This is a genomic window from Streptomyces sp. NPDC043996, from assembly GCF_056435225.1.
Genome location: NZ_JBWKEY010000004.1, coordinates 555,956 through 573,531, shown reverse-complemented (window position 1 = coordinate 573,531; position 17,576 = coordinate 555,956). Strand labels below are relative to the sequence as shown.

General features: G+C 74.2%; 17 protein-coding genes. 10 read left to right on the top strand and 7 right to left on the bottom strand.

Annotation, left to right across the window (positions count from 1 at the left end; all coding sequences use genetic code 11):
• Positions 1-45 precede the first annotated feature (45 nt).
• The gene (locus AC07A4_RS13365) at positions 46-1,467 is read left to right on the top strand and encodes a coproporphyrinogen-III oxidase family protein (protein ID WP_478597050.1); all 1,422 of its coding nucleotides are present in this window, start codon (positions 46-48) and stop codon (positions 1,465-1,467) included.
• A gap of 30 nt (positions 1,468-1,497) precedes the next feature.
• The gene (locus AC07A4_RS13360) at positions 1,498-2,259 is read left to right on the top strand and encodes an SDR family oxidoreductase (RefSeq protein WP_478597047.1); all 762 of its coding nucleotides are present in this window, start codon (positions 1,498-1,500) and stop codon (positions 2,257-2,259) included.
• Here the strand turns inward: AC07A4_RS13360 and AC07A4_RS13355 are convergent.
• Both AC07A4_RS13355 and AC07A4_RS13350 read right to left on the bottom strand, forming a co-directional pair.
• Positions 2,249-3,139 (bottom strand): acyl-CoA thioesterase, encoded by an 891-nt coding sequence (locus AC07A4_RS13355; protein ID WP_478597044.1) that lies wholly within the window; start codon positions 3,137-3,139, stop codon positions 2,249-2,251. The two genes, AC07A4_RS13360 and AC07A4_RS13355, sit on opposite strands and share 11 nt — an antisense overlap.
• Positions 3,140-3,198: 59 nt before the next feature.
• The gene (locus tag AC07A4_RS13350; RefSeq protein WP_478597041.1) at positions 3,199-4,098 is read right to left on the bottom strand and encodes a MerR family transcriptional regulator; all 900 of its coding nucleotides are present in this window, start codon (positions 4,096-4,098) and stop codon (positions 3,199-3,201) included.
• A 314-nt stretch (positions 4,099-4,412) separates the two neighbouring features.
• Between AC07A4_RS13350 and AC07A4_RS13345 the strand changes: the two genes are divergently transcribed.
• From AC07A4_RS13345 to AC07A4_RS13325, 5 genes are all read left to right on the top strand, one after another.
• Positions 4,413-5,315, top strand: coding sequence for an SDR family NAD(P)-dependent oxidoreductase (locus tag AC07A4_RS13345; RefSeq protein WP_478597038.1), 903 nt, complete (start codon positions 4,413-4,415; stop codon positions 5,313-5,315).
• A gap of 34 nt (positions 5,316-5,349) precedes the next feature.
• The gene (locus AC07A4_RS13340; RefSeq protein ID WP_478597036.1) at positions 5,350-5,856 is read left to right on the top strand and encodes a GNAT family N-acetyltransferase; all 507 of its coding nucleotides are present in this window, start codon (positions 5,350-5,352) and stop codon (positions 5,854-5,856) included.
• Between the two features lie 66 nt (positions 5,857-5,922).
• On the top strand, positions 5,923-6,327 hold the full coding sequence (locus tag AC07A4_RS13335; RefSeq protein WP_478597034.1) for a hypothetical protein: 405 nt from the start codon (positions 5,923-5,925) through the stop codon (positions 6,325-6,327).
• Positions 6,328-6,458: 131 nt separating this feature from the next.
• The gene (locus AC07A4_RS13330; RefSeq protein ID WP_478597032.1) at positions 6,459-7,073 is read left to right on the top strand and encodes a DoxX family protein; all 615 of its coding nucleotides are present in this window, start codon (positions 6,459-6,461) and stop codon (positions 7,071-7,073) included.
• Between the two features lie 84 nt (positions 7,074-7,157).
• Entirely contained in the window at positions 7,158-7,772 is a 615-nt protein-coding gene (locus AC07A4_RS13325; protein WP_478597029.1) for a GrpB family protein, read from the top strand.
• A gap of 43 nt (positions 7,773-7,815) precedes the next feature.
• Here AC07A4_RS13325 and AC07A4_RS13320 read toward each other — a convergent pair whose 3' ends face one another.
• On the bottom strand, positions 7,816-8,643 hold the full coding sequence (locus AC07A4_RS13320; protein WP_478597026.1) for an ATP nucleotide 3'-pyrophosphokinase: 828 nt from the start codon (positions 8,641-8,643) through the stop codon (positions 7,816-7,818).
• Between the two features lie 476 nt (positions 8,644-9,119).
• Between AC07A4_RS13320 and uriH the strand changes: the two genes are divergently transcribed.
• Complete coding sequence (gene uriH, locus AC07A4_RS13315; RefSeq protein ID WP_478597023.1) at positions 9,120-10,067, top strand: uridine-preferring nucleoside hydrolase UriH; 948 nt, start codon at positions 9,120-9,122, stop codon at positions 10,065-10,067.
• Positions 10,064-11,512 carry a uridine transporter UriT gene (uriT, locus tag AC07A4_RS13310; RefSeq protein WP_478597020.1) on the top strand — a complete coding sequence of 483 codons (1,449 nt, stop codon included), beginning with the start codon at positions 10,064-10,066 and terminating at the stop codon, positions 11,510-11,512. Before uriH ends, uriT begins: the two co-directional genes overlap by 4 nt.
• A gap of 26 nt (positions 11,513-11,538) precedes the next feature.
• Here the strand turns inward: uriT and AC07A4_RS13305 are convergent, their stop codons facing one another.
• Positions 11,539-12,831 (bottom strand): aromatic ring-hydroxylating oxygenase subunit alpha, encoded by a 1,293-nt coding sequence (locus AC07A4_RS13305; RefSeq protein WP_478597018.1) that lies wholly within the window; start codon positions 12,829-12,831, stop codon positions 11,539-11,541.
• Positions 12,832-13,099: 268 nt separating this feature from the next.
• Here AC07A4_RS13305 and AC07A4_RS13300 point away from each other — a divergent pair, with 268 nt between their 5' ends.
• Positions 13,100-13,621: a hypothetical protein gene (locus AC07A4_RS13300; RefSeq protein WP_478597016.1), complete on the top strand. Its 522-nt coding sequence runs from the start codon at positions 13,100-13,102 to the stop codon at positions 13,619-13,621.
• Between the two features lie 313 nt (positions 13,622-13,934).
• On the opposite strand, the gene AC07A4_RS13295 is transcribed toward AC07A4_RS13300, so the two are convergent.
• From AC07A4_RS13295 to AC07A4_RS13285, 3 genes are all read right to left on the bottom strand, one after another.
• Positions 13,935-14,804 (bottom strand): SAM-dependent methyltransferase, encoded by an 870-nt coding sequence (locus AC07A4_RS13295; RefSeq protein ID WP_478597014.1) that lies wholly within the window; start codon positions 14,802-14,804, stop codon positions 13,935-13,937.
• A gap of 202 nt (positions 14,805-15,006) precedes the next feature.
• Positions 15,007-15,444, bottom strand: a complete 438-nt coding sequence (locus tag AC07A4_RS13290) for a hypothetical protein (protein ID WP_478597011.1) — start codon at positions 15,442-15,444, stop codon at positions 15,007-15,009.
• A gap of 62 nt (positions 15,445-15,506) precedes the next feature.
• Complete coding sequence (locus tag AC07A4_RS13285; protein WP_478597009.1) at positions 15,507-17,357, bottom strand: hypothetical protein; 1,851 nt, start codon at positions 17,355-17,357, stop codon at positions 15,507-15,509.
• Positions 17,358-17,576: the final 219 nt, after the last annotated feature.

The window sequence follows — 17,576 nt, the reverse complement described above, 5'->3', positions numbered from 1 at the left end:
TCCGCGACCGGCGCACCCACAGGTCCAGAGGGGAGAGACCCGCCCGTGCTAGACGAAGGATTCGTCCACCAGTACATCGACGTCCACCTGGAGAAACGCCAAGTCAACAAGATCCAGCACGGCTTCCCCTCGCCGCGGTACTGGTCGCAGACCACGGTGCCGGTCGAGGAGGTCGCCGCCGACCGCAGGCGCGTACGGGAGGCCGGACGGCCCTCGTTCGTGAACTTCTACATCGGCGTGCCGTACTGCATCAAGACCGACCCCGGCAAGTGCGGCTACTGCCTGTTCCCCGTCGAGGAGTTCCAGGGCAACGCGGCCCTGGAGAACTACTTCGGGTACGTGGAGCGCGAGGCGGCCCTGTACAAGGAGTCCCTCGACGGCGCGACGCTCGGCGCCGTGTACTTCGGCGGCGGCACCTCGAACCTCTACAAGGAGCCCCTCTACCACCGCCTCATGGACGTCGTCCGCGACCTCTTCCCGGTCGTCGCGCCCCAGGCCGACATCACCCTGGAAGGCATCCCGCAGCTGTTCTCGCGCGCCAAGATGCGGGCCATCAAGGACTCCGGGATGAACCGCGTCAGCATGGGCGTCCAGCAGATCAACGAACGCCTCAACAGCCTCAGCGGCCGCAAGCAGACCACCCAGCACGTCGTCCAGAGCCTCGAGTGGGCCCGCGAGTTCGGCCTCGCCGCCAATGTCGACCTGATCTTCGGCTGGCCGCAGCAGACCGTCGCCACCATGCTGGAGGACCTGCGGACCCTGGTGTCCTGGGGCGTGCACGACATCACCCACTACGAGCTGAACGTCGGCGGCCCCACCGACTTCGCGCTCAACCGCTACCACGAACTGCCCAGCACCCTCAGCAACCTGGAGATGTACCGGGCCGCCCGCGACTTCCTCACCGACGAGGGCTACGAGCAGATCACCGCGTACAACTTCCGCAAACCCGGCGACCCGGTGGGGCGCGCCTACGAAGAGGGCGTCAACCGCTGGCTCGACACCATGGACACCGTGGGGCTCGGCTACGCCGCCGTCTCGTTCTTCGGCAACTCCCTGCTCGACGAGGGCCGTTCGTGGTCCTTCATCAACCACCTGAGCCTGCCCCGCTACAAGCAGTCGCTCGACGAGGGAGTGTTCCCCGTCGAGCGCGGCTTCCGGCACTCCGCGCGGGACTGGCGGCTCGCGATGCTGTTCCGCAACCTCTTCGGGCTCACCGTCGACCGGGCCGACTACCGGTCCGCGTTCGGCGTCGATGTCTACGAGGAGTTCGCGACGGTCTGGGACGCGCTCGGCTCGTATGGATTCGTCGAGGTCAGCGACCAGGAACTGCGGCTCGTCGGCGACGGCCCCTTCTACACGCCCATGGTGCAGGCCCTCCTCGCCGAGGAGCGCTACCAGTCCCTGCGCGCACGCGAGGCCGACGCCGCACGGGCCCGCAGGGCCGCCCGCACCGGGGCGTCCGCGTGAGCCAGGCGGTGCGGGACGGGGGTGAGCGGGATGGGTGAGCGGCTGCCGCTGGAGGGCAAGCGGGTCGTCGTCACCGGCGGGGCGCGCGGCATCGGAGCGGGTGTCGTGCGGCTCGCCCTGGCCCAGGGCGCCGACGTCGTCTACGGCTACCACCGCAGCGCCGACCGGGCGCGCGAGCTGTGCGAGCGGCTGCGCGCCGCCCACCCCGACCAGGAGTGCACCGGACTGCCCGTACAGGTCGCCGACACCGAGGACGCCGCCCGCTTCGCGGAGACGGCCCTCGACGTCCTCGGCGCCGTCGACGTCCTCGTCAACAACGCCGGGGTGGCCCGCGACAGCGTGTTCGCGCGCATGCGGCGCGAGGAGTGGGACGAGACCATCGAGACCAACCTCGGCAGCATGTTCACCGTCACGCAGCCCCTGGTGATGGCGCTGGTGAGACGGAGGAAGGGCGCCATCGTCAACGTCACCTCGTCGGTGGGGGTCCACGGCGCTCCCGGCCAGACCGGGTACGCCGCGTCCAAGGCCGGGATCATCGGCTTCACCCGGGCTCTGGCGAAGGAGATCGGCGAACTCGGCGTCACGGTGAACGCGGTCGCCCCCGGCCTCATCGACACCGATATGACGGCCGCGATCCCGCCCGAACGCCTGGAGGAGATCAAGAGACGCATTCCGGGCCGCCGCCTCGGCACCGTCGACGACGTCGCCCACGTCGTCTGCTTCCTCGCCTCCGACCGCGCCCGCTACATCACCGGACAGGTCATCGAGGTGTCCGGCGGGCTCACGCACTGACCCCGCCCCGGTCGCCGATCCTGACCAGGCCCTCCTGCGCCACCGATGCCGCCAGCGCGCCCTCGCGTGTGAACACCTGCCCGCGCACCAGCGCCCGCCCGCCGTGCGCCACCGGCGTCTCCTGCGCGAACAGCAGCCACCGATCCGCGCGGAAGGCCCGGTGGAACCACATCGCGTGGTCCAGGCTGCGCGGCCAGGCCGAGCCGCTCGACCACGACAGGCCGTGGCGCAGCGCCACCGTGTCGAGCAGCACGTCCGAGATGTACGTCAGCAGACAGGCGTGCAGCAGCGGCGGCGCGTCGTCGCCCACCGCGCCGTCCGTGCGCAGCCACAGCTCGTTGCGCGCGCTGCGCAGCGCCGGATCCCGCTCGGCCTCCACGCTCAGCGGCCCGGTGTAGCGCAGGTCGAACGGCATCCGCAGCGGCATCACCCGCTGCCCGAGGACCTTCGTCAGGCGTTCCTCGTACGTGGGCAGCGACTCGGGCGGCGGCGCCGACGGGGTGGCGTCCTGGTGCGTGAGCCCCTCCTCGTCCTGGTGGAAGGAGGCCGCCACGGTGAAGATCGGCTCCCCGCGCTGGAACGCGGTGACCCGGCGCACGCTCAGCGACCGCCCGTCGCGCACCCGCTCCACCTCATGGGTCACGGGCACGTCAGGGCCTGGCGCGCCGGGCCGCAGGAAGTACGCGTGCAGGGAGTGCGCCGCCCGCCCGCCGGGGACGGTGCGTCCGGCCGCGATCAGGGCCTGCGCGGCCACCTGGCCGCCGTACAGGTGCCGGACCCCGCCGGAGGGGCCCTGCGCCCGGAAGACGTCGGTGCCGACGCGGTCGGGCGTCAGCACGTCGATGAGCTCTTCAAGGGCGGTGCCGTCGTGGGTACTCACCGAACTCCTCGTCGTCCGTCGTCACTCCGGTTCCCTCCGGCCCGGCGGGCCCGGAGGGTTCAGCGCGGCTCGGCGAGCCGGTCCATCGTGCGGGCCCGCACCTCCCGTTCGGCGGCCGCCGCGACGAACGCCGCCGCCTGGCGCTCGCCCACCAGGTCGCGCACGGACCTGAGGGTCCCCGAGGGCATGCGCACCGCCTCCGTGGCCGCGCTGGTGCCGGAGCCGCGCCCGGTCCGCTGGTGGGCGCGCAGCCGCCGCGTCGACAACAGCCGCATGGCGCGGGCCAGTTCGGCGTCGACGATGCGCTGGGCCTGCGGGCGCAGCCTGCGCACCAGGCCGGCGGCCTCGGCGACCTCGGGTTCCGTGGGCCGGTGGGTGAGGTAGCGGTCGAAGACGTGCTCGCCGGTGAAGTCGAGGAACCGCGCGGCGATGTGCTCGACCTGGGCGCGCAGCTCCCGCAGGTGCTCGGTGATGGCGGCCAGCGGCACGCCCGCCCGGTGCAGCTCGGCCGCCACGTGCAGGCCCTGCGGGCTGGGCACGAGGAACTCGCCGGGGCGCCCGGGGCGGGGCACGAGCACCCCGAGGGCCACCGCCTCGGACACGGCCTCGTCGTCGCGCGCCCCGCCGAACAGGGCGGTGAGCTCCGCTCGGGTCAGCAGCCCCGGCTCCTCGTCGGTCCACGGCCGGTCCACCTCGGCCACCAGGCCGAGGACGGCGCCAAGGCCCCGCCCGTCGTCCCAGGCCTGCAGGAGTTCCTTGATCGACGCCAGGGTGTAGCCCCGGTCGAGCAGCTCGGCGATCTGCCGCAGCCGCGTCAGATGCCGGTCGTCGTACACGTTGGCGCGGCCCCGCCGCTCCGGCCTGGGCAGCAGCCCCCGGTCCTGGTACGCGCGGATCGCCCGCACCGTGACGCCGCCGTGCCGCGCGAGGTCCTCGATGCGGTACTCGGTCTCGGCCATGGGGCACGGCTCCTCGCGGTCACTGCCGCCCGCGGCCCCTCGCACCGCCGGCCGTCCGTCCCTGCGCGCGGGCGCTCCCGCCGTCCGGCACGCGTCCGGCACGGGCGAACTCGCCGCCTGACACTGACGAATGTGACCATTCCCGGTGGCGCCGTCAAGGCCGCGACCGGCCCCGCCGACCGCCCCCGGCCCCGCTGTCCGAACCCCGACCACCCGCCGTCCAAGGTCGGTTGACACCCCCTCACCCTCCTCCTACGCTCCGCCGCGACCGCCCGTCCCGCCCGTCCCGCGAACCGACGCAACAGGGAGGCCGCATGGCGCGCAGCGTGCTGGTGACCGGCGCGACCAGCGGGGTGGGCCTGGAGACCGCCCTGCGGCTCGCGCAGCGGGGCTACGACGTCCACGGCACCGCCTACACCCAGGACGAGGCCGAGAAGCTGCACGCCCTGACCGCCGAGCGCGGCGTGCGGGTGCGCACGGTGCTCCTGGACGTGGCGGACCCGCGCTCCTGCCAGGAGGCGTTCGACGACGTCGCCGCGCGGACCGACGGCGGGCCGTGGGCGCTGGTCAACAACGCGGGCATCCTGCGCATGGGGGCCGTGGAGGACCTCGACGACGCGACCGTCGACCATCTGCTCCAGGTCAACCTCGCGGGCCCGGCGCGCCTGGCCCGCCTCGCGCTGCCCGCCATGCGCCGCCGCGGCGAGGGCCGCGTCGTCAACAACTCCTCCCTCGCCGGGCGGGTGACCGCGCCGCTCATGGGCTGGTACTGCGCCAGCAAGGCCGCGATGGGCGCCTGGAACGACGCCCTGCGGATCGAGGCCGCACCGGCGGGCGTCGACGTCGTCCTGGTCGAGGCCACCGCGTACGGCGGCCCCATCTGGAGCCACGCCGCCGACGCCCTGAACGAACTGTCCACGGGCGCGGGGAACTCCCCGCACACCGCCACCTACCGCTCCATGGTCGCCTCGCTGCGCGAGGCCGCCCGCATGCCGGGCCCCGAGCCGCTGGTGCGCGCCCTGCTGCACGCCATCAGCGCCGCGCACCCCCGGCCCCACTACCTGGTCGGCGCCAAGGCCCACCTGTCCGCCGTCGCCGACCCCCTCGGCCCGCGCCGTCTCGCCGACCACCTCAAGCGGGTGGCGATCGATCTCGGCCACCCCCGCGCGAACTCCTTGGTCCGCAGGGCCGCACGGCGCTGGTGCGCTCCCTGGTGACCCGCCCCGCGCACGGGTCCGGCACCATGGGGCCATGCGCATCCGAACCGCCCGTGCCGCCGAACTGCCCCTGCTCCAGGACATCGAGAGGGCCGCGGGCCGCTGCTTCCACGACGTGGGCATGGCGGAGATCGCCGACGACGAGCCGCCCGCCCTGGAAGACCTCGCCCGCTACGAGCGGGCCGGGCGCGCGTGGGTGGCCGCCGACACCGCCGACCGGCCCGTGGCCTACCTCCTCGCCGACCCCGTCGACGACGCCCTGCACGTCGAGCAGGTGTCCGTGCACCCCGACCACGCGCGGCGGGGCATCGGCCGCGCCCTCATCGAGCACCTCGCCGCCGAGGCCCAGGCGCGGGCCCTGTCCGCGCTGACCCTCACCACCTTCGCGGACGTCCCCTGGAACGCGCCGTACTACGCGCGCTGCGGCTTCGAGGTCCTCGACGACGCCGCGCTCGGTCCCGGCCTGCGGGCCGTGCGCGCGAAGGAGGCCGCCCACGGCCTGGACCGGTGGCCACGGGTCTGCATGCGGCGACCGGTGTGACCCTCGGGGCATGAGGCCGGTTGTGGGCTAGGGCGCCGACGTGGTCCGGACCTAGCATCGGGGAGCATGAGGGGACGTGAGGTCCACAGCGCGCGCCGGGTGCCACGGGGCGCCGTGCTCGCGTGGATCCCCGGCCTGCTCGCTCTGCTCCTCGGCGTGATCGGCGTGTTCGCCGTCGGTACGGCCGCGGCCGCCGACCCCCCGGCGCGGGAGCGGGCCGTGTACGGACCCGCCGTCCACGGCCCGTCCGCCGCGACCCCGGGCCCCGCCGACACCGACTGCCAGGGCGGGGACGGCCGCGAGGCACCCCGCGAGGCGACGCTCGCCGGACCCGAGCAGCCCGCCGCCCCCGCTCCCCGCGCCGCCTCCGCGGAGCCGCGACCGGCCGCGCCTCCCGGGGCGCTGTGCGCCACCGCGGCCGCGGACGCCGCCGCCGTCGACCTGTACCGCACCCGGGTCATCAGAACGTAAAGGGCCTCTCCTCCCTCACGTCGACGCACCTCACGTCGGCTCCCCACGCGCCCGGCCCCGGCCGCGGCGCGGCGGGTCACCCGCGTGTGCGCGTGGCCCGTACCACCCCCACTCACCAGGAGAGTTCCCCCATGTCGTCATCCCCGTCCCCCTCGTATCCGCCCGTTCCCCCTGTTCCCCCTGTTCCCTCCGCCCCCTCCAGCGCGCCGAGCGCGCCCGTGCGGCACCGGCCGCACGCGAGCGGCCCCGCCGCCGCCCACCCCGGCACCGACATCGGCCTGCTCGCGCTGCGTCTCGCCGTGGGCCTGACCATGGCCGCCCACGGCGCGCAGAAGCTCTTCGGCTGGTTCGACGGCAACGGCCTCGACGGCACCGCCGCGAACTTCGCCGAAGACGGCTACCGGGCCGCCAAGGCGATGGCCTGGGTCGCCGCGCTCACCGAGACCCTGTGCGGCCTGGGGCTCGCCGTCGGGCTGCTCACCCCGCTCGCGGGCGCGGGCGTCCTCGGCATCATGCTCAACGCGATGGCGGTGAAATGGAACGGGGGCTTCTTCAGCCCCGAGGGCATCGAGTACGACCTGGTCCTGCTGTCCGCCGCGGCGTGCCTGGCCCTGACGGGCCCCGGCCGCCTCGCCGCCGACCACCTGCTGCCCGTCCTGCGCGACCACCGCTTCGCGCGCGGCGTCGCGGCGGTGGCCCTGGGGGCGCTGTCGGCGGCGTTCGTCCTGGTCGTGCTGCGCGACTGAGCCCGCCGCGGCGCGGTTGACGGGCGGCGGCACAGCGCCTTGGCTGGGGGCTTGCCACCGCCCGCGTCGCGAACAGGAGCCGCCATGTCCGGAGAGCCGCGCGAGGAGGAGGGGCGGGGCAGCGCCCCGATGTCGGCGGAGGAGATCGAGGCCGCCACCGTCGGCACGGCGCCGCGGCTCGACGGACCGGTCACGCTGCGCCCGTACGACCCGCGCTGGCCCGGGGCCTTCGACGCGCTGGCCGCCCGCGTGCGGGCCGGACTCGTGGGCCTGCGGCACGAGGTGGAGCACGTGGGCTCCACCTCGGTGCCCGGACTCGCGGCCAAGCCGGTCGTCGACATGGTCCTCACCGTCCCCGACTCGGGCGACGAGGACGCCTACGTCCCCGCGCTGCGACGGCTCGGCTTCCACCTCGCCATCCGGGAGCCCGCGTGGTACGAGCACCGGGTGCTCCGCACCGGCGACGTCGGCCCCGGCGCCGATTCGGCGAACCTGCACGTGTTCTCCGCCGGGTGCCCCGAGACCGGGCGCATGCTCCTGTTCCGCGACTGGCTGCGCGCCCACCCCGAGGACCGCGACCTCTACGCCCGCACCAAGGCGGAACTCGCCGCGCGGACCTGGCGGTACACGCAGAACTACGCGGACGCGAAGTCGGACGTGGTCGCGGAGATCTTCCAGCGGGCCGCGCGGGGCGCCTGACCGAGGCCGCCCCGCGCGGCCGAAGAGCCCGTCAGGGCGGGCCTCAGGCCGCCGGTGCCAGAGCCAGGGGCGCGGGCGCGGCGAGGCCGGGGGCGCCGTCCGGGACCGGCACGGCGGCGAAGATGGCGTCCTGCTGCGCCTGGAGCTCCTTCTTGCGCTCGGGGCTCGTCGTGGGCAGCCGCTGCTCCTCGTACAGCTTGTGCGTCTCCTCCTGCGCGTACTTGCTCGCCGGGGTGTGGAACTGCACCTCGAACCGCTGCTGCGAACCGGGGGCGCGCCAGCCCGAGTTCAGGCCCTTGTAGCCCTGGGCGCGGCCCCAGGTGTTGCTCCACTTGGTGGTGTCGTTGCCCCAGGCGGACAGCACTTCGGAGGCGACGGTGACACCGGTGACGTACTGGTCGTCGGGCCACTGGAGGGTGTAGCGCACCGCGTCGCTGAGCCGGGCGAGCGCCTGGTCGACAGTGTTCTCGGGGTGCTCCTTGAGGTCGGTGGCGACCTTCCGCTTGAGCGAGTCCGGCGACTTCAGCCGGTGGTCGAAGCCGATCAGCTCCGCCTGGCTCAGCCGGACGGCGGCCCGCACGTCACGGCTGATCGCCGGCTCGGCCGCGCGGGCGCGGGCGATGTAGGCGTCGACCTTGCGGTTGTCCTCGGCGTTCAGCCGCAGCCCGTCGCCCTCCCAGCCGTCGTCCCGGCCGTCCTGGGAGGACCCCGCACCGGCACGCGGCACGGAAGCGGCGGTCGCGGCGGTGTACTTGCCGGTCTTGTGGGCGGTGTCGGCGGCGTACGCGGTGAGACCGGTCGTCCCCGTGGTGAGGGCGAGGACGGCGGTCAGTACGGCGGCGCTCCGGCCGAGGTGGTGCCGTGTGGTCATGCGCTGGTGGTGTCCCTTCTGGGCGCGGGGCACCGCCCGCCTCACGCGGGTGAGGCGGGCGGTGATCGTCGTCGGGGACAACGGGGCGGACGCCGAGGAGTTATCGGGAATCTGTCCGGTCGGCGGATCTTGGCGCGAACACGCCGCTCGACGGCGGAATCACCGCGGGGAGCGGGGGCGTGCGGCGGTGGGGGAGCGTTGCGCCGGACACGTCTGCGCCCGTTCCTCCGGTGGCGCCACTCCATCGGCGCAGCGTGGAGAGCGCTATCAGTGGCCGGTGCGGTGGCCCTGGACGCCCCATCCCGCCCGGGAGGGCCACTTCCCATAGACACGCAGGTCATAGGCGTGGGAGGTGCCCCGGGCGAGGGCTTGGCGAATCGTTGACATAATGCGCAGCCGTGCACAAAGTCTTCGGAGAACGTTTTCCCGAGGTGCCGCCTCACGGTGGCACCTCAGCCGAACAAAGAGGTTCCGCTGTGGCCAGAAAGATCATCCTCGACTGCGACCCGGGGCACGACGACGCGATCGCCATGCTCCTGGCGCACGGCAACCCGGACGTCGAGCTGGTCGCGGTCACCACCGTCGTCGGCAACCAGACGCTGGCGAAGGTCACCCGCAACGCCCTGGCCGTGGCGCGCGTCGCGGGCATCACCGGCGTCCCCTTCGCCGCGGGCTGCCCCCGGCCCCTGGTGCGCGACGTCGAGGTCGCCGAGGAGATCCACGGCGAGAGCGGTCTCGACGGCCCCGAGCTGCCCGAGCCCACCCTGGAGCTCGACCGCCGCCACGCCGTCGACCTCATCATCGACACGGTCATGGCGCACGATCCCGGCGAGATCACGATCGTGCCCACGGCGGGCCTGACCAACATCGCCCTGGCCGTGCGCAAGGAGCCGCGCATCGCCGAACGCGTCCGCGAGGTCGTCCTCATGGGCGGCGGCTACCACACGGGCAACTGGAGCGCCGTCGCCGAGTTCAACATCAAGATCGACCCCGAGGCCGCGCACATCGTCTTCAACGAGCGCTGGCCCGTCACCATGGTCGGCCTCGACCTGACCCACCAGGCCCTGGCGACGCCCGAGGTGGTGGAGCGGATCGCCGCCGTCGGCACCAGGCCCGCCGCCTTCGTGGGCGAGCTCCTGGACTTCTTCGGCGCCACCTACCGCGAGGCCCAGGGCTTCGCGCACCCGCCGGTGCACGACCCGTGCGCGGTCGCGTACGTCATCGACCCGAACGTCATGACCGTGCGCAAGGCCCCCGTGGACATCGAGCTGACCGGCACCCTCACGCTCGGCATGACCGTGGCCGACTTCCGCGCGCCCGCCCCCGCCGACTGCCACACGCAGGTCGCCGTCGACCTCGACCACGGCCGGTTCTGGGACCTGGTCGTCGACGCCCTGGAGCGCATCGGCGAGGTGCCCGCGTGAACGCCTCCGTCACCGGTCCCGCCCCCGCCGCGGCGACGCCGGGCCGCCGCCCGGTCCGCGTCTGGGTGCTCGTCGTCGCCCTCCTCGCCGCGTGCTTCGCCTTCCAGCTGAACGCGAGCATGCTCAGCCCGGCCCTGCAGAACGTCGAGGACTCCCTCGACGCCACCGCCGCCGAGGTCGGTCTGACCCAGACGGCCTTCTTCACCTCCGCCGCGCTGTTCTCGCTGTTCCTGCCGCGCCTCGGCGACCTCATCGGCCGCCGCCGCGTCCTCGCCGCGATGATGGTCATGATGGCCGTGGGCTGCGTCGTGGCCGCGCTCGCGCAGAGCGTGCCGATGCTGTTCGCGGGCCGCGTCATCCAGGGCGTGTCCGGACCCACGGTCCCGCTGTGCCTGATCATGCTGCGCAACGAGGTCCACGAGCCGAAGCGGTACGGCACCCTGCTCGGCGTCATCACCGCCGTCAACGGCGGCATCGCGGGCGTCGACTCCATCGCGGGCGGCTCCCTCGCCGACCACTACGGCTTCCACGCGGTGTTCTGGGTGATGGCCGTCGTCGCCGCCCTCGCCGCCGTCCTGGTCGCCACGCTCACCCCCGAGTCGTCCGCCGCGAACGCCGCCGAGACCCGCATGGACTGGCCCGGCGTGGCCATCCTGGTGGTCTCCGTGGGCGCCGCCCTGATCGCCCTGAACGAGGCGGGCAAGCTCGGCGACGCCAACTGGCCGCTCGTGGCCGTACTCGCCGTCGTCGCCGCGGCCGCGTTCGCCCTGTTCTGGCGCGCCGAGAACGCGAGCGACCACCCCCTGATCGCGACCCGGCACCTCAGGCAGCGCTCCACCTGGGCGCTGCTCCTGACGACCGTGCTCACCATGACCGGCGTCTTCGCCGTGATGAACGGCATGATCCCCGCCTTCGCGCAGAACGCGGACGCCGGCTTCGGCATGAGCGCCGAGGAATCCGCCTGGTGGACGCTGACGCCGTACGCCCTCGCGGGCCTGGCCATGGGCCCGCTCTCCGGCCGCCTCGCCGCCACCTACGGCTACGGCAAGGTGCTGCGCTTCGGCCTCGTCGGCTCGGCCGCGATGGTCGCCCTGATGCTCGGCACGCTCCAGGCCGACTCGCGCGCGCTGCTCCTCGTGTCGTCGATCCTCATCGGCGTCACCTACGCGGGCATCGCCAACATCGTCCTGAACGGCCTCGGCATCGTCCTGTCCCCGAAGGGCAACCCCGGCGTCCTGCCCGGCCTGAACGCGGGCGCCTTCAACCTCGGCGCGGGCCTCAGCTTCGCCGTCCTGTACGCGGTGCAGACCGCCGCCGAGCCCGCGGACAAGACCTCGGTGGCGGGCTACTCGGCGGGCATGATCGCGGGAGTCGTCCTCATCGCGGCGGCGTTCGTGACCTCCTTCCTGATCCCGAAGCCGGTCGAGGCCGAGGAACACGCCTGACCCACCGCGGGCCGGGAAGGCGGCGCCTAGGCGGCCGCCTTCCCGGCACCCACCAGGCGGTCGGCCAGATAGCGCTGGAACTGCCACAGCGGGCGCTCCAGATGCGAGAACCGCCCGCCCGACGGGCCCGGCTCGGTGGCGAGGCCGCGCTGGACGCCCCGTACCGCCACCAGGTCCTCGTTCTGGATCACCTCGAACTGCGCGCGGGCGGCCTCGACGTACGCCTCGTACCCCGGTCGGCTCCGCGCCTCGGCCGGGACGAGCACGGTGATGAGCGCGTCGTGCGTGACGGGTCCGGTGGGGACCCAGCGCGCGAAGGAGACGCTGTCGGGCAGGAGCGCCATCGCCAGGTTCGGGAAGATGCCCGCGACCGTCATCCCCGACAGCTGCCGCGTGCCGAGCCCCGGGATGAGGGTGCCCAGCGCGGCTTCGGCGTCCTCGCCGAGGCCCGCGAGCGCCTCGGCCGAGAAGGGGGTGTACATGCTGAACCAGCGCCCCTCGCAGTTGTCCACGACGGTGTCCTTGCCCGGGAGGACCTGGTCCAGCGTGCCCGCGTGGGTGCCCATGTGGTGGTAGTTCTCCGAGCCGTTCTCGAACGCCACCTTCCAGTTCGCCGCGACGCCGTCCCACCGGGCCGTGTAGGCCACCACGAGCTCCGCGGTCCGGTACGGCGCGAGGACGGCGGCAAGGCCTTCGAGCTGCGGGGCGAGCGGCGCCACATCGGGGTCGGCGCTCACCATGAGCAGCCCGTTCCACTCCTCGATGCGGTACTGAGGCAGCCGGCACGCCGCGCGGTCGAAGTCGACCTTGCCCATCATCGGCGCGCCCGCCAACTGCCCGGCGTACTCGCCGTTCAGCCGGTACGTCCAGGTGTGGTACGGGCAGGTGAGGCGCTCCAGGGAGCCCTGCTCGGGGGCCGTCTCCGGCGGGAGTACGTCCATGAAGCGGTGCCTGCACACCCGGGAGAGCGCGTGCAGCGCGCCGTCCTCGTCGCGCGTGACGACCAGGGGCAGGCCGAGCGCGTCGGTCCGCAGATAGTCGCCGGGCCGGGAGACCTGGGCGACGTGCCCGACGCACGTCCAGTCGCTCCGGAACACGCGCTCCATCTCCCAGCGGTGGAAGTCCTCGTCGGTGTAGGCACCCGCGGGCAGCGTCTCACCGCGTTCGAGCGGCAGCGCGGCGATCCGGCTCAGCTCGCCGAGCAGGTGGGGGAGGTGGCTGGGCGGCGAGGGGCGGGGGGCCTCAGCGGGATCGGAAGGGCGGGAGATGGGGGAGGTGGGGGAGGTGCGGGTGGGGGTGTGGGGTCCGTCGTGGCGCATCGTCGCACCGCCTTCGTCCGGGGCTTTTACTCCATGCTCGGGGGCGCCCGGCGGCCCCACATCGTGCGGTGAGGCGAGTCGTCCGGTACATCGATGGATCTACCCGGCGCGGTGTTCCCTCCTCCCGGAGGGCCCCCGCGCGACGGCCGCAGGACCGTGCTCGCGGTAGGCCGCCGTCCTCCGCGAGGCACCCGGGCTTGACTTCAACCGCACTTGAGGTCGCAGGATCACGAGACGTCCCGCGAAACCCGCGAAGGGAGCCCCGCACATGACCGCGCACCCCGCACGGCACCGCCCGCACGGCCCGCTGCCGGAAGCCGACCCCGGCGCCGCGCCCGCCGCGCCCGAGGCGCCCGCGGGCCGCGAGGCCACGCGCAGGGGGCTCGCGCTCGTGCGCGCGTACGCCAGCGGGGACTCCGTGGCGATCGCCACCGCCCTCGACAGCGCGGACCCCGAGGTCAGGGCGCAGCTGCCGGCCGTGACCGGCGACCTGCTGCGCCTGGTCGTCGGCGTCGTCCTGTCCGGGCCGCGCACCTTCACTCCGGACGACGTGGTCCGCACCGCCGACCGGATCGCCGCCGCGGCCCCGCTCCACCACGAGCTCGCCGCCACCCAGGCCGTGCGAGCCTGGGCGCACCGCGGCGACGCACAGCCGCCCACGGCCCGGCGTGGCGCGGACGCGCACGGCACCGCGGTGCTCGCCGCGGCCCTCGCGGTGACGGCCTGGGGCGAGGGCCCGCTCCTTGGCCTGCTCGCGGCGTTCGACGACCTGGCGGGGACGCGCGGCTGAGCGGACGCCCGGCGCGCGGGGCGCGCGGGCAAACCGGCGGTCGTCCTCGTGCATGGATTCTGGGGCGGCGCCGCCCACTGGAGCAACGTCATCGTGGAGCTCGACCGGCGCGGCTCCGGCTCGTTGCACGCGGTGGAGAACCCGCTCACCTCGCTGGCCTGGCGGCCCAAGCCGTCCTGGTACCAGGTCTCCACCGAGGACCGCATGATCCACCCGGACAACGAGCGCCGCATGGCCCAGCGCGTGAACCCGCGCAAGACCGTCGAACTCGACGCCAGCCACGCGTCCCTGCCAGGGGGGGGCGGCCCGCTCCTCAGCCGGCGGGCTTGCCCAGCATCAGCAGGTGGTACTGGAAGTGGTTGCGGGAGAAGGAGCGGAAGGGGCCCATCAGGGGATCGGTGTGCAGGAGCGCCTCCTTGCCGAACCGCTCGCCGATCTCCTCCCTCCGGTCCTGGTACAGCACGCTCATCAGCTCGCCGCACAGCACCGCGTTGGCGGTCATGTCCTGCACGCGCAGGACGTGGAAGCCGCTCTCCTCGACCTCGCCGAGCAGCGTGGAGAACGTCGTGAGCGGCGGACACGCCCACAGTGCCTCGTACGCGGCGGTCTCCTCCGCGGTGGGCGTGCCGCGCAGCGTGAACTCGGTCAGCAGCAGGCGCCCGCCCGGCCTCAGGACCCGCAGCGCCTCCCGCAGGCCGCGCGGGCGGTCGGACAGGTGGGGGAAGCAGTCGATCGACCAGGCGGCGTCGAACGAGGCGTCCGCGTGGTCCAGGTCCATGGCGTTGCCGTACGCGAAGTCGACGCGCTCCGCGGCCGGGTGGTCCGCGCGCCGTCGCTGGCAGCGGTCGAGCTGGCCGCGGCTGACCGTGATGCCGGTGACGTGGCTTCCGGTGCGGTCGGCGAGCCGCAGCGCGGGCCCTCCGGTGCCGCAGCCGATGTCGAGCACCCGGGAGCCGGGCGCCGGGTCGAGCGTGTCGATGAGGAACTCGGTCTGGCGGTCCTGCGCCTGGTCGGCGAGGTCGATGAGGCCGGTGGCGGGGATGGGGGTGCCGTGGGGCACGTACAGGCCGATGTGGACGGCGCTGGCCCCGAGCGTCATGGCGATGAGATCGCCGAACTGGTCGTACATCGTCCCGACGTCGTCGGGGGTGGGAGCCGTTCCGCCGCGGGTATCCGCTGCCATGGTGCGTCTCCTTGGGTTCCTCGTGGATTGCCTGGCGTCCTCGAAGGGCGTTCCCGTGTTCCGCTCGTGCGCGCGGCGGCGACCTCCGTACGGACAAGGCCATTCCACCCGCCGCACACGCTTCCCGTGAGGGCGCAGTCGAGCCAGGAATCCCGCCCGTGCCATGGCCGGAAGTTGACGGTGCGGGCGTTCGCGGCGCCCTCTACGCCGTCCCCGCGCCCGGCCCGGGACGTTCCACGCGCACCGTCAGGTCGCCGTCCTGGACGACGTTGGCCTGGCCGTGCCCGTCGACGCGCACGTTCTGCCGGTACGTCGTCCCACCGCGCTCGGGCGGTGGCGGGAACGCGGCGATGGCCGCCTCCAACTCGGCCGCGGCGTCGGGGTGTTCCTCGAGGAGGTCCTCGAGCCGGACGTGCCAGGTGTGCCGGGCGCGCGCGAGGGCGCGCCCGCTGTCGGCGCCGGACGCCGCCGCGCGCAGCGCGTCGAGCCGCCGGGCCGCGGCGTCGCTCCGGGCGGGGTCGCCCCGGCCGAGCAGCTGGACGAAGCGGTCGCGGGTGGCCTGCCAGGCGTCGGTGGTGGCCGCGCTGACGAGGCCCGCGGCTCCGGCGGCGGACAGGGCCACCAGCCAGTCGGGAGTCACTGTCGCATCCTCCGGTGGTCGTACGGACCGTGCGGGATCACGGCGGCGGGGCGGGGCATGGACTAGGAGTCCCGCCGCGCCGTCCAGCGCCCTGAGACGTCCTGGCAGTCCGTGGTGAACGTGCCGCTCATGGTGGAGCCGTCGAGGGTGCCGGTGAAGGAGATGGGCACGGCGCTGTCGACGGTGCCGAAGGTGATGCGGTTGCCCTTCAGGGTGCCCGTGAGGTCGCCGTTCAGGTCGCAGCCGGTCTCGGAGACGGTGAGGCTGCCCGTGATGCGGTCGCTGTCGATGGCGAGGTCCGCGCTGAAGTCGCCGCTGATGAACGCGGCGCTCCACGTTCCGGCCCAGACGCCGTCGACCTGCCGAGCCGGGTCCTTCTCGCCGGACTCGCCGGGGCGCGGCGTGGCGCTTGGCGCGGACGGCACGACGCGCTGGCCGAAGGCGGAGTACCGCGCGGAGACCGCGGCGTCGCCAGGGCCCTGCCCCGCGTCGACCGCGAGCCGCACCAGGCGTCCGCGGTCGTCGATGCGGGCCCGGAAGCGGACGGGCGCCCGCCCTGTCGGCGCCGACGCGGACGGCGTGGCCGTCGCCCGGGGGACGCGCGCCGCCGTGGTCGTCGTGCGGGCCGTGTCGTCCTGAGGCCGTGCGAGGGTGCCGGTGAAGGCGCAGCCGTCGCGCTTGGCCCGGGTCACCTCGTCCAGGAGGCGGGCGGCGGCCGTGGGGTCGACGGCGTCGGTGAAGGCGCCGTCGGACCGCACCAGGCTCTTGTCCGCCCCGGCGGGCACGGCCGTGCCGGGCGGCAGGGTGACCTTGCCCCGCTTGATCGTGCCGGTCACCGTGGGCCCGTCGCCCACCCGCTGGCGGAACCACGCGTCGCGGGTGCGGGGGTCGGCCGCTCCTGTGACGTGGTGCGTGCCCCGGGTGACGGAGTACTGGAAGCTCGTCAGGCCCGTGCGCCGGGCCGCCTCCGCGAGGACGGCGGGCGGGCGACGGCCGTCGACGGCGGCGTCGCACGAGGCCTTCTCGTCCGAACGGGTCAGTACGTACGTCACCGAGGTGACGGCGACGATCACCACCGTCACCACGGTGACGATCACGGGGCCGCCGATGCTGCCGCCCCCGATGCCCACGGCGGTGGCGATCTTGGCGCCCATGGTGGCCGTGGACTTCACCGCGGCGGCGGACCCGACCCCGCCCTGCGCGGTGGTGGCCACGGTCCCGCCCTGTGCGGTGGTGGCCGCGGCCTCGGGCGGCCCGGGCGGCATCGGCGGCACGGCGTCGGCCAGCGGTCCGGGGAGCTGGCCCGCCCCGGCCTGCTCGGCGGCCTGAGAGGCGGCGTGCCGGGCCGCGGCGACTCCGGCCGCGGCCGCTCCCGTCGCGGCCGTGCCGGTGAGCGCCGCCGTCGCCACGGGGCTCATGCGCCGGGGGCGCGGGGTGTGGCCGAGGACGACCTGGTAGTAGATGTTGCCGTTCTGGACGGCGTTCACGGTGCCGTGTCCGGTGGCGGTGACCACTTGCTGGGACGCCGTGTCCGGCTCTTCGGCCGCGCCCGGGGCGAGCAGCAGCGACCGCACCTCCTCGGTGAACCTGCGGGCCCGCGCGGCGGGTTCGGGGTCGTCGTGCAGTGCCGCGGCGATGTGTTCCTGCCAGCGCGGTACGGCGCCCAGCAGATAGTCGTCGCGCTCCTCGCCGTCGCGGCGCAGGGCATCGGCCGCCCACGCCTGCACCCGCGCTGTCGCCACCTCGCGGTCACCGCCGAGCAGGTCGGCGGCCTCGGCGCTGGCCGTGGGCCACACCTCGGTGCCGATGGCCGCGGCCAGGTGCTCGGTCGCGTCGACGAGCGGATCCGCCGCCCGGCCCCCGGTGCCCCGCGTGTCTTCCGGGCCCCATGGCTCTGCTGTCTCTTCAGTCATGAACGGCGCCTCCCCCGATGTGTCACGCCGCTGACCTCGCGAAGCTAGCAGCGCGGTGGTGCGGCGCGCGGGCCTTCCGGCGAGACCGGGGCACGCACTGGCAGCACAGGCGCGCGCAACGGAGCGCACGACAACCGGAGTGCCCCGGACGAAAACATTCCGCAGTCGACGCGCTCCGGCGCACTCCACCCGACGCGCTCCGGCGCGCACGGTTGCCAC

Excerpts from the sequence above, each read along its gene's own strand:
- AC07A4_RS13360 (WP_478597047.1), top strand. The coding sequence starts at position 1,498 with ATGGGTGAGCGGCTGCCGCTGGAGGGCAAGCGGGTCGTCGTCACCGGC.
- AC07A4_RS13350 (WP_478597041.1), bottom strand. The coding sequence starts at position 4,098 with ATGGCCGAGACCGAGTACCGCATCGAGGACCTCGCGCGGCACGGCGGC.
- AC07A4_RS13345 (WP_478597038.1), top strand. The coding sequence starts at position 4,413 with ATGGCGCGCAGCGTGCTGGTGACCGGCGCGACCAGCGGGGTGGGCCTG.
- AC07A4_RS13340 (WP_478597036.1), top strand. The coding sequence starts at position 5,350 with ATGCGCATCCGAACCGCCCGTGCCGCCGAACTGCCCCTGCTCCAGGAC.
- AC07A4_RS13335 (WP_478597034.1), top strand. The coding sequence starts at position 5,923 with ATGAGGGGACGTGAGGTCCACAGCGCGCGCCGGGTGCCACGGGGCGCC.
- AC07A4_RS13330 (WP_478597032.1), top strand. The coding sequence starts at position 6,459 with ATGTCGTCATCCCCGTCCCCCTCGTATCCGCCCGTTCCCCCTGTTCCC.
- AC07A4_RS13325 (WP_478597029.1), top strand. The coding sequence starts at position 7,158 with ATGTCCGGAGAGCCGCGCGAGGAGGAGGGGCGGGGCAGCGCCCCGATG.
- AC07A4_RS13320 (WP_478597026.1), bottom strand. The coding sequence starts at position 8,643 with ATGACCACACGGCACCACCTCGGCCGGAGCGCCGCCGTACTGACCGCC.
- AC07A4_RS13305 (WP_478597018.1), bottom strand. The coding sequence starts at position 12,831 with ATGCGCCACGACGGACCCCACACCCCCACCCGCACCTCCCCCACCTCC.
- AC07A4_RS13300 (WP_478597016.1), top strand. The coding sequence starts at position 13,100 with ATGACCGCGCACCCCGCACGGCACCGCCCGCACGGCCCGCTGCCGGAA.
- AC07A4_RS13295 (WP_478597014.1), bottom strand. The coding sequence starts at position 14,804 with ATGGCAGCGGATACCCGCGGCGGAACGGCTCCCACCCCCGACGACGTC.
- AC07A4_RS13285 (WP_478597009.1), bottom strand. The coding sequence starts at position 17,357 with ATGACTGAAGAGACAGCAGAGCCATGGGGCCCGGAAGACACGCGGGGC.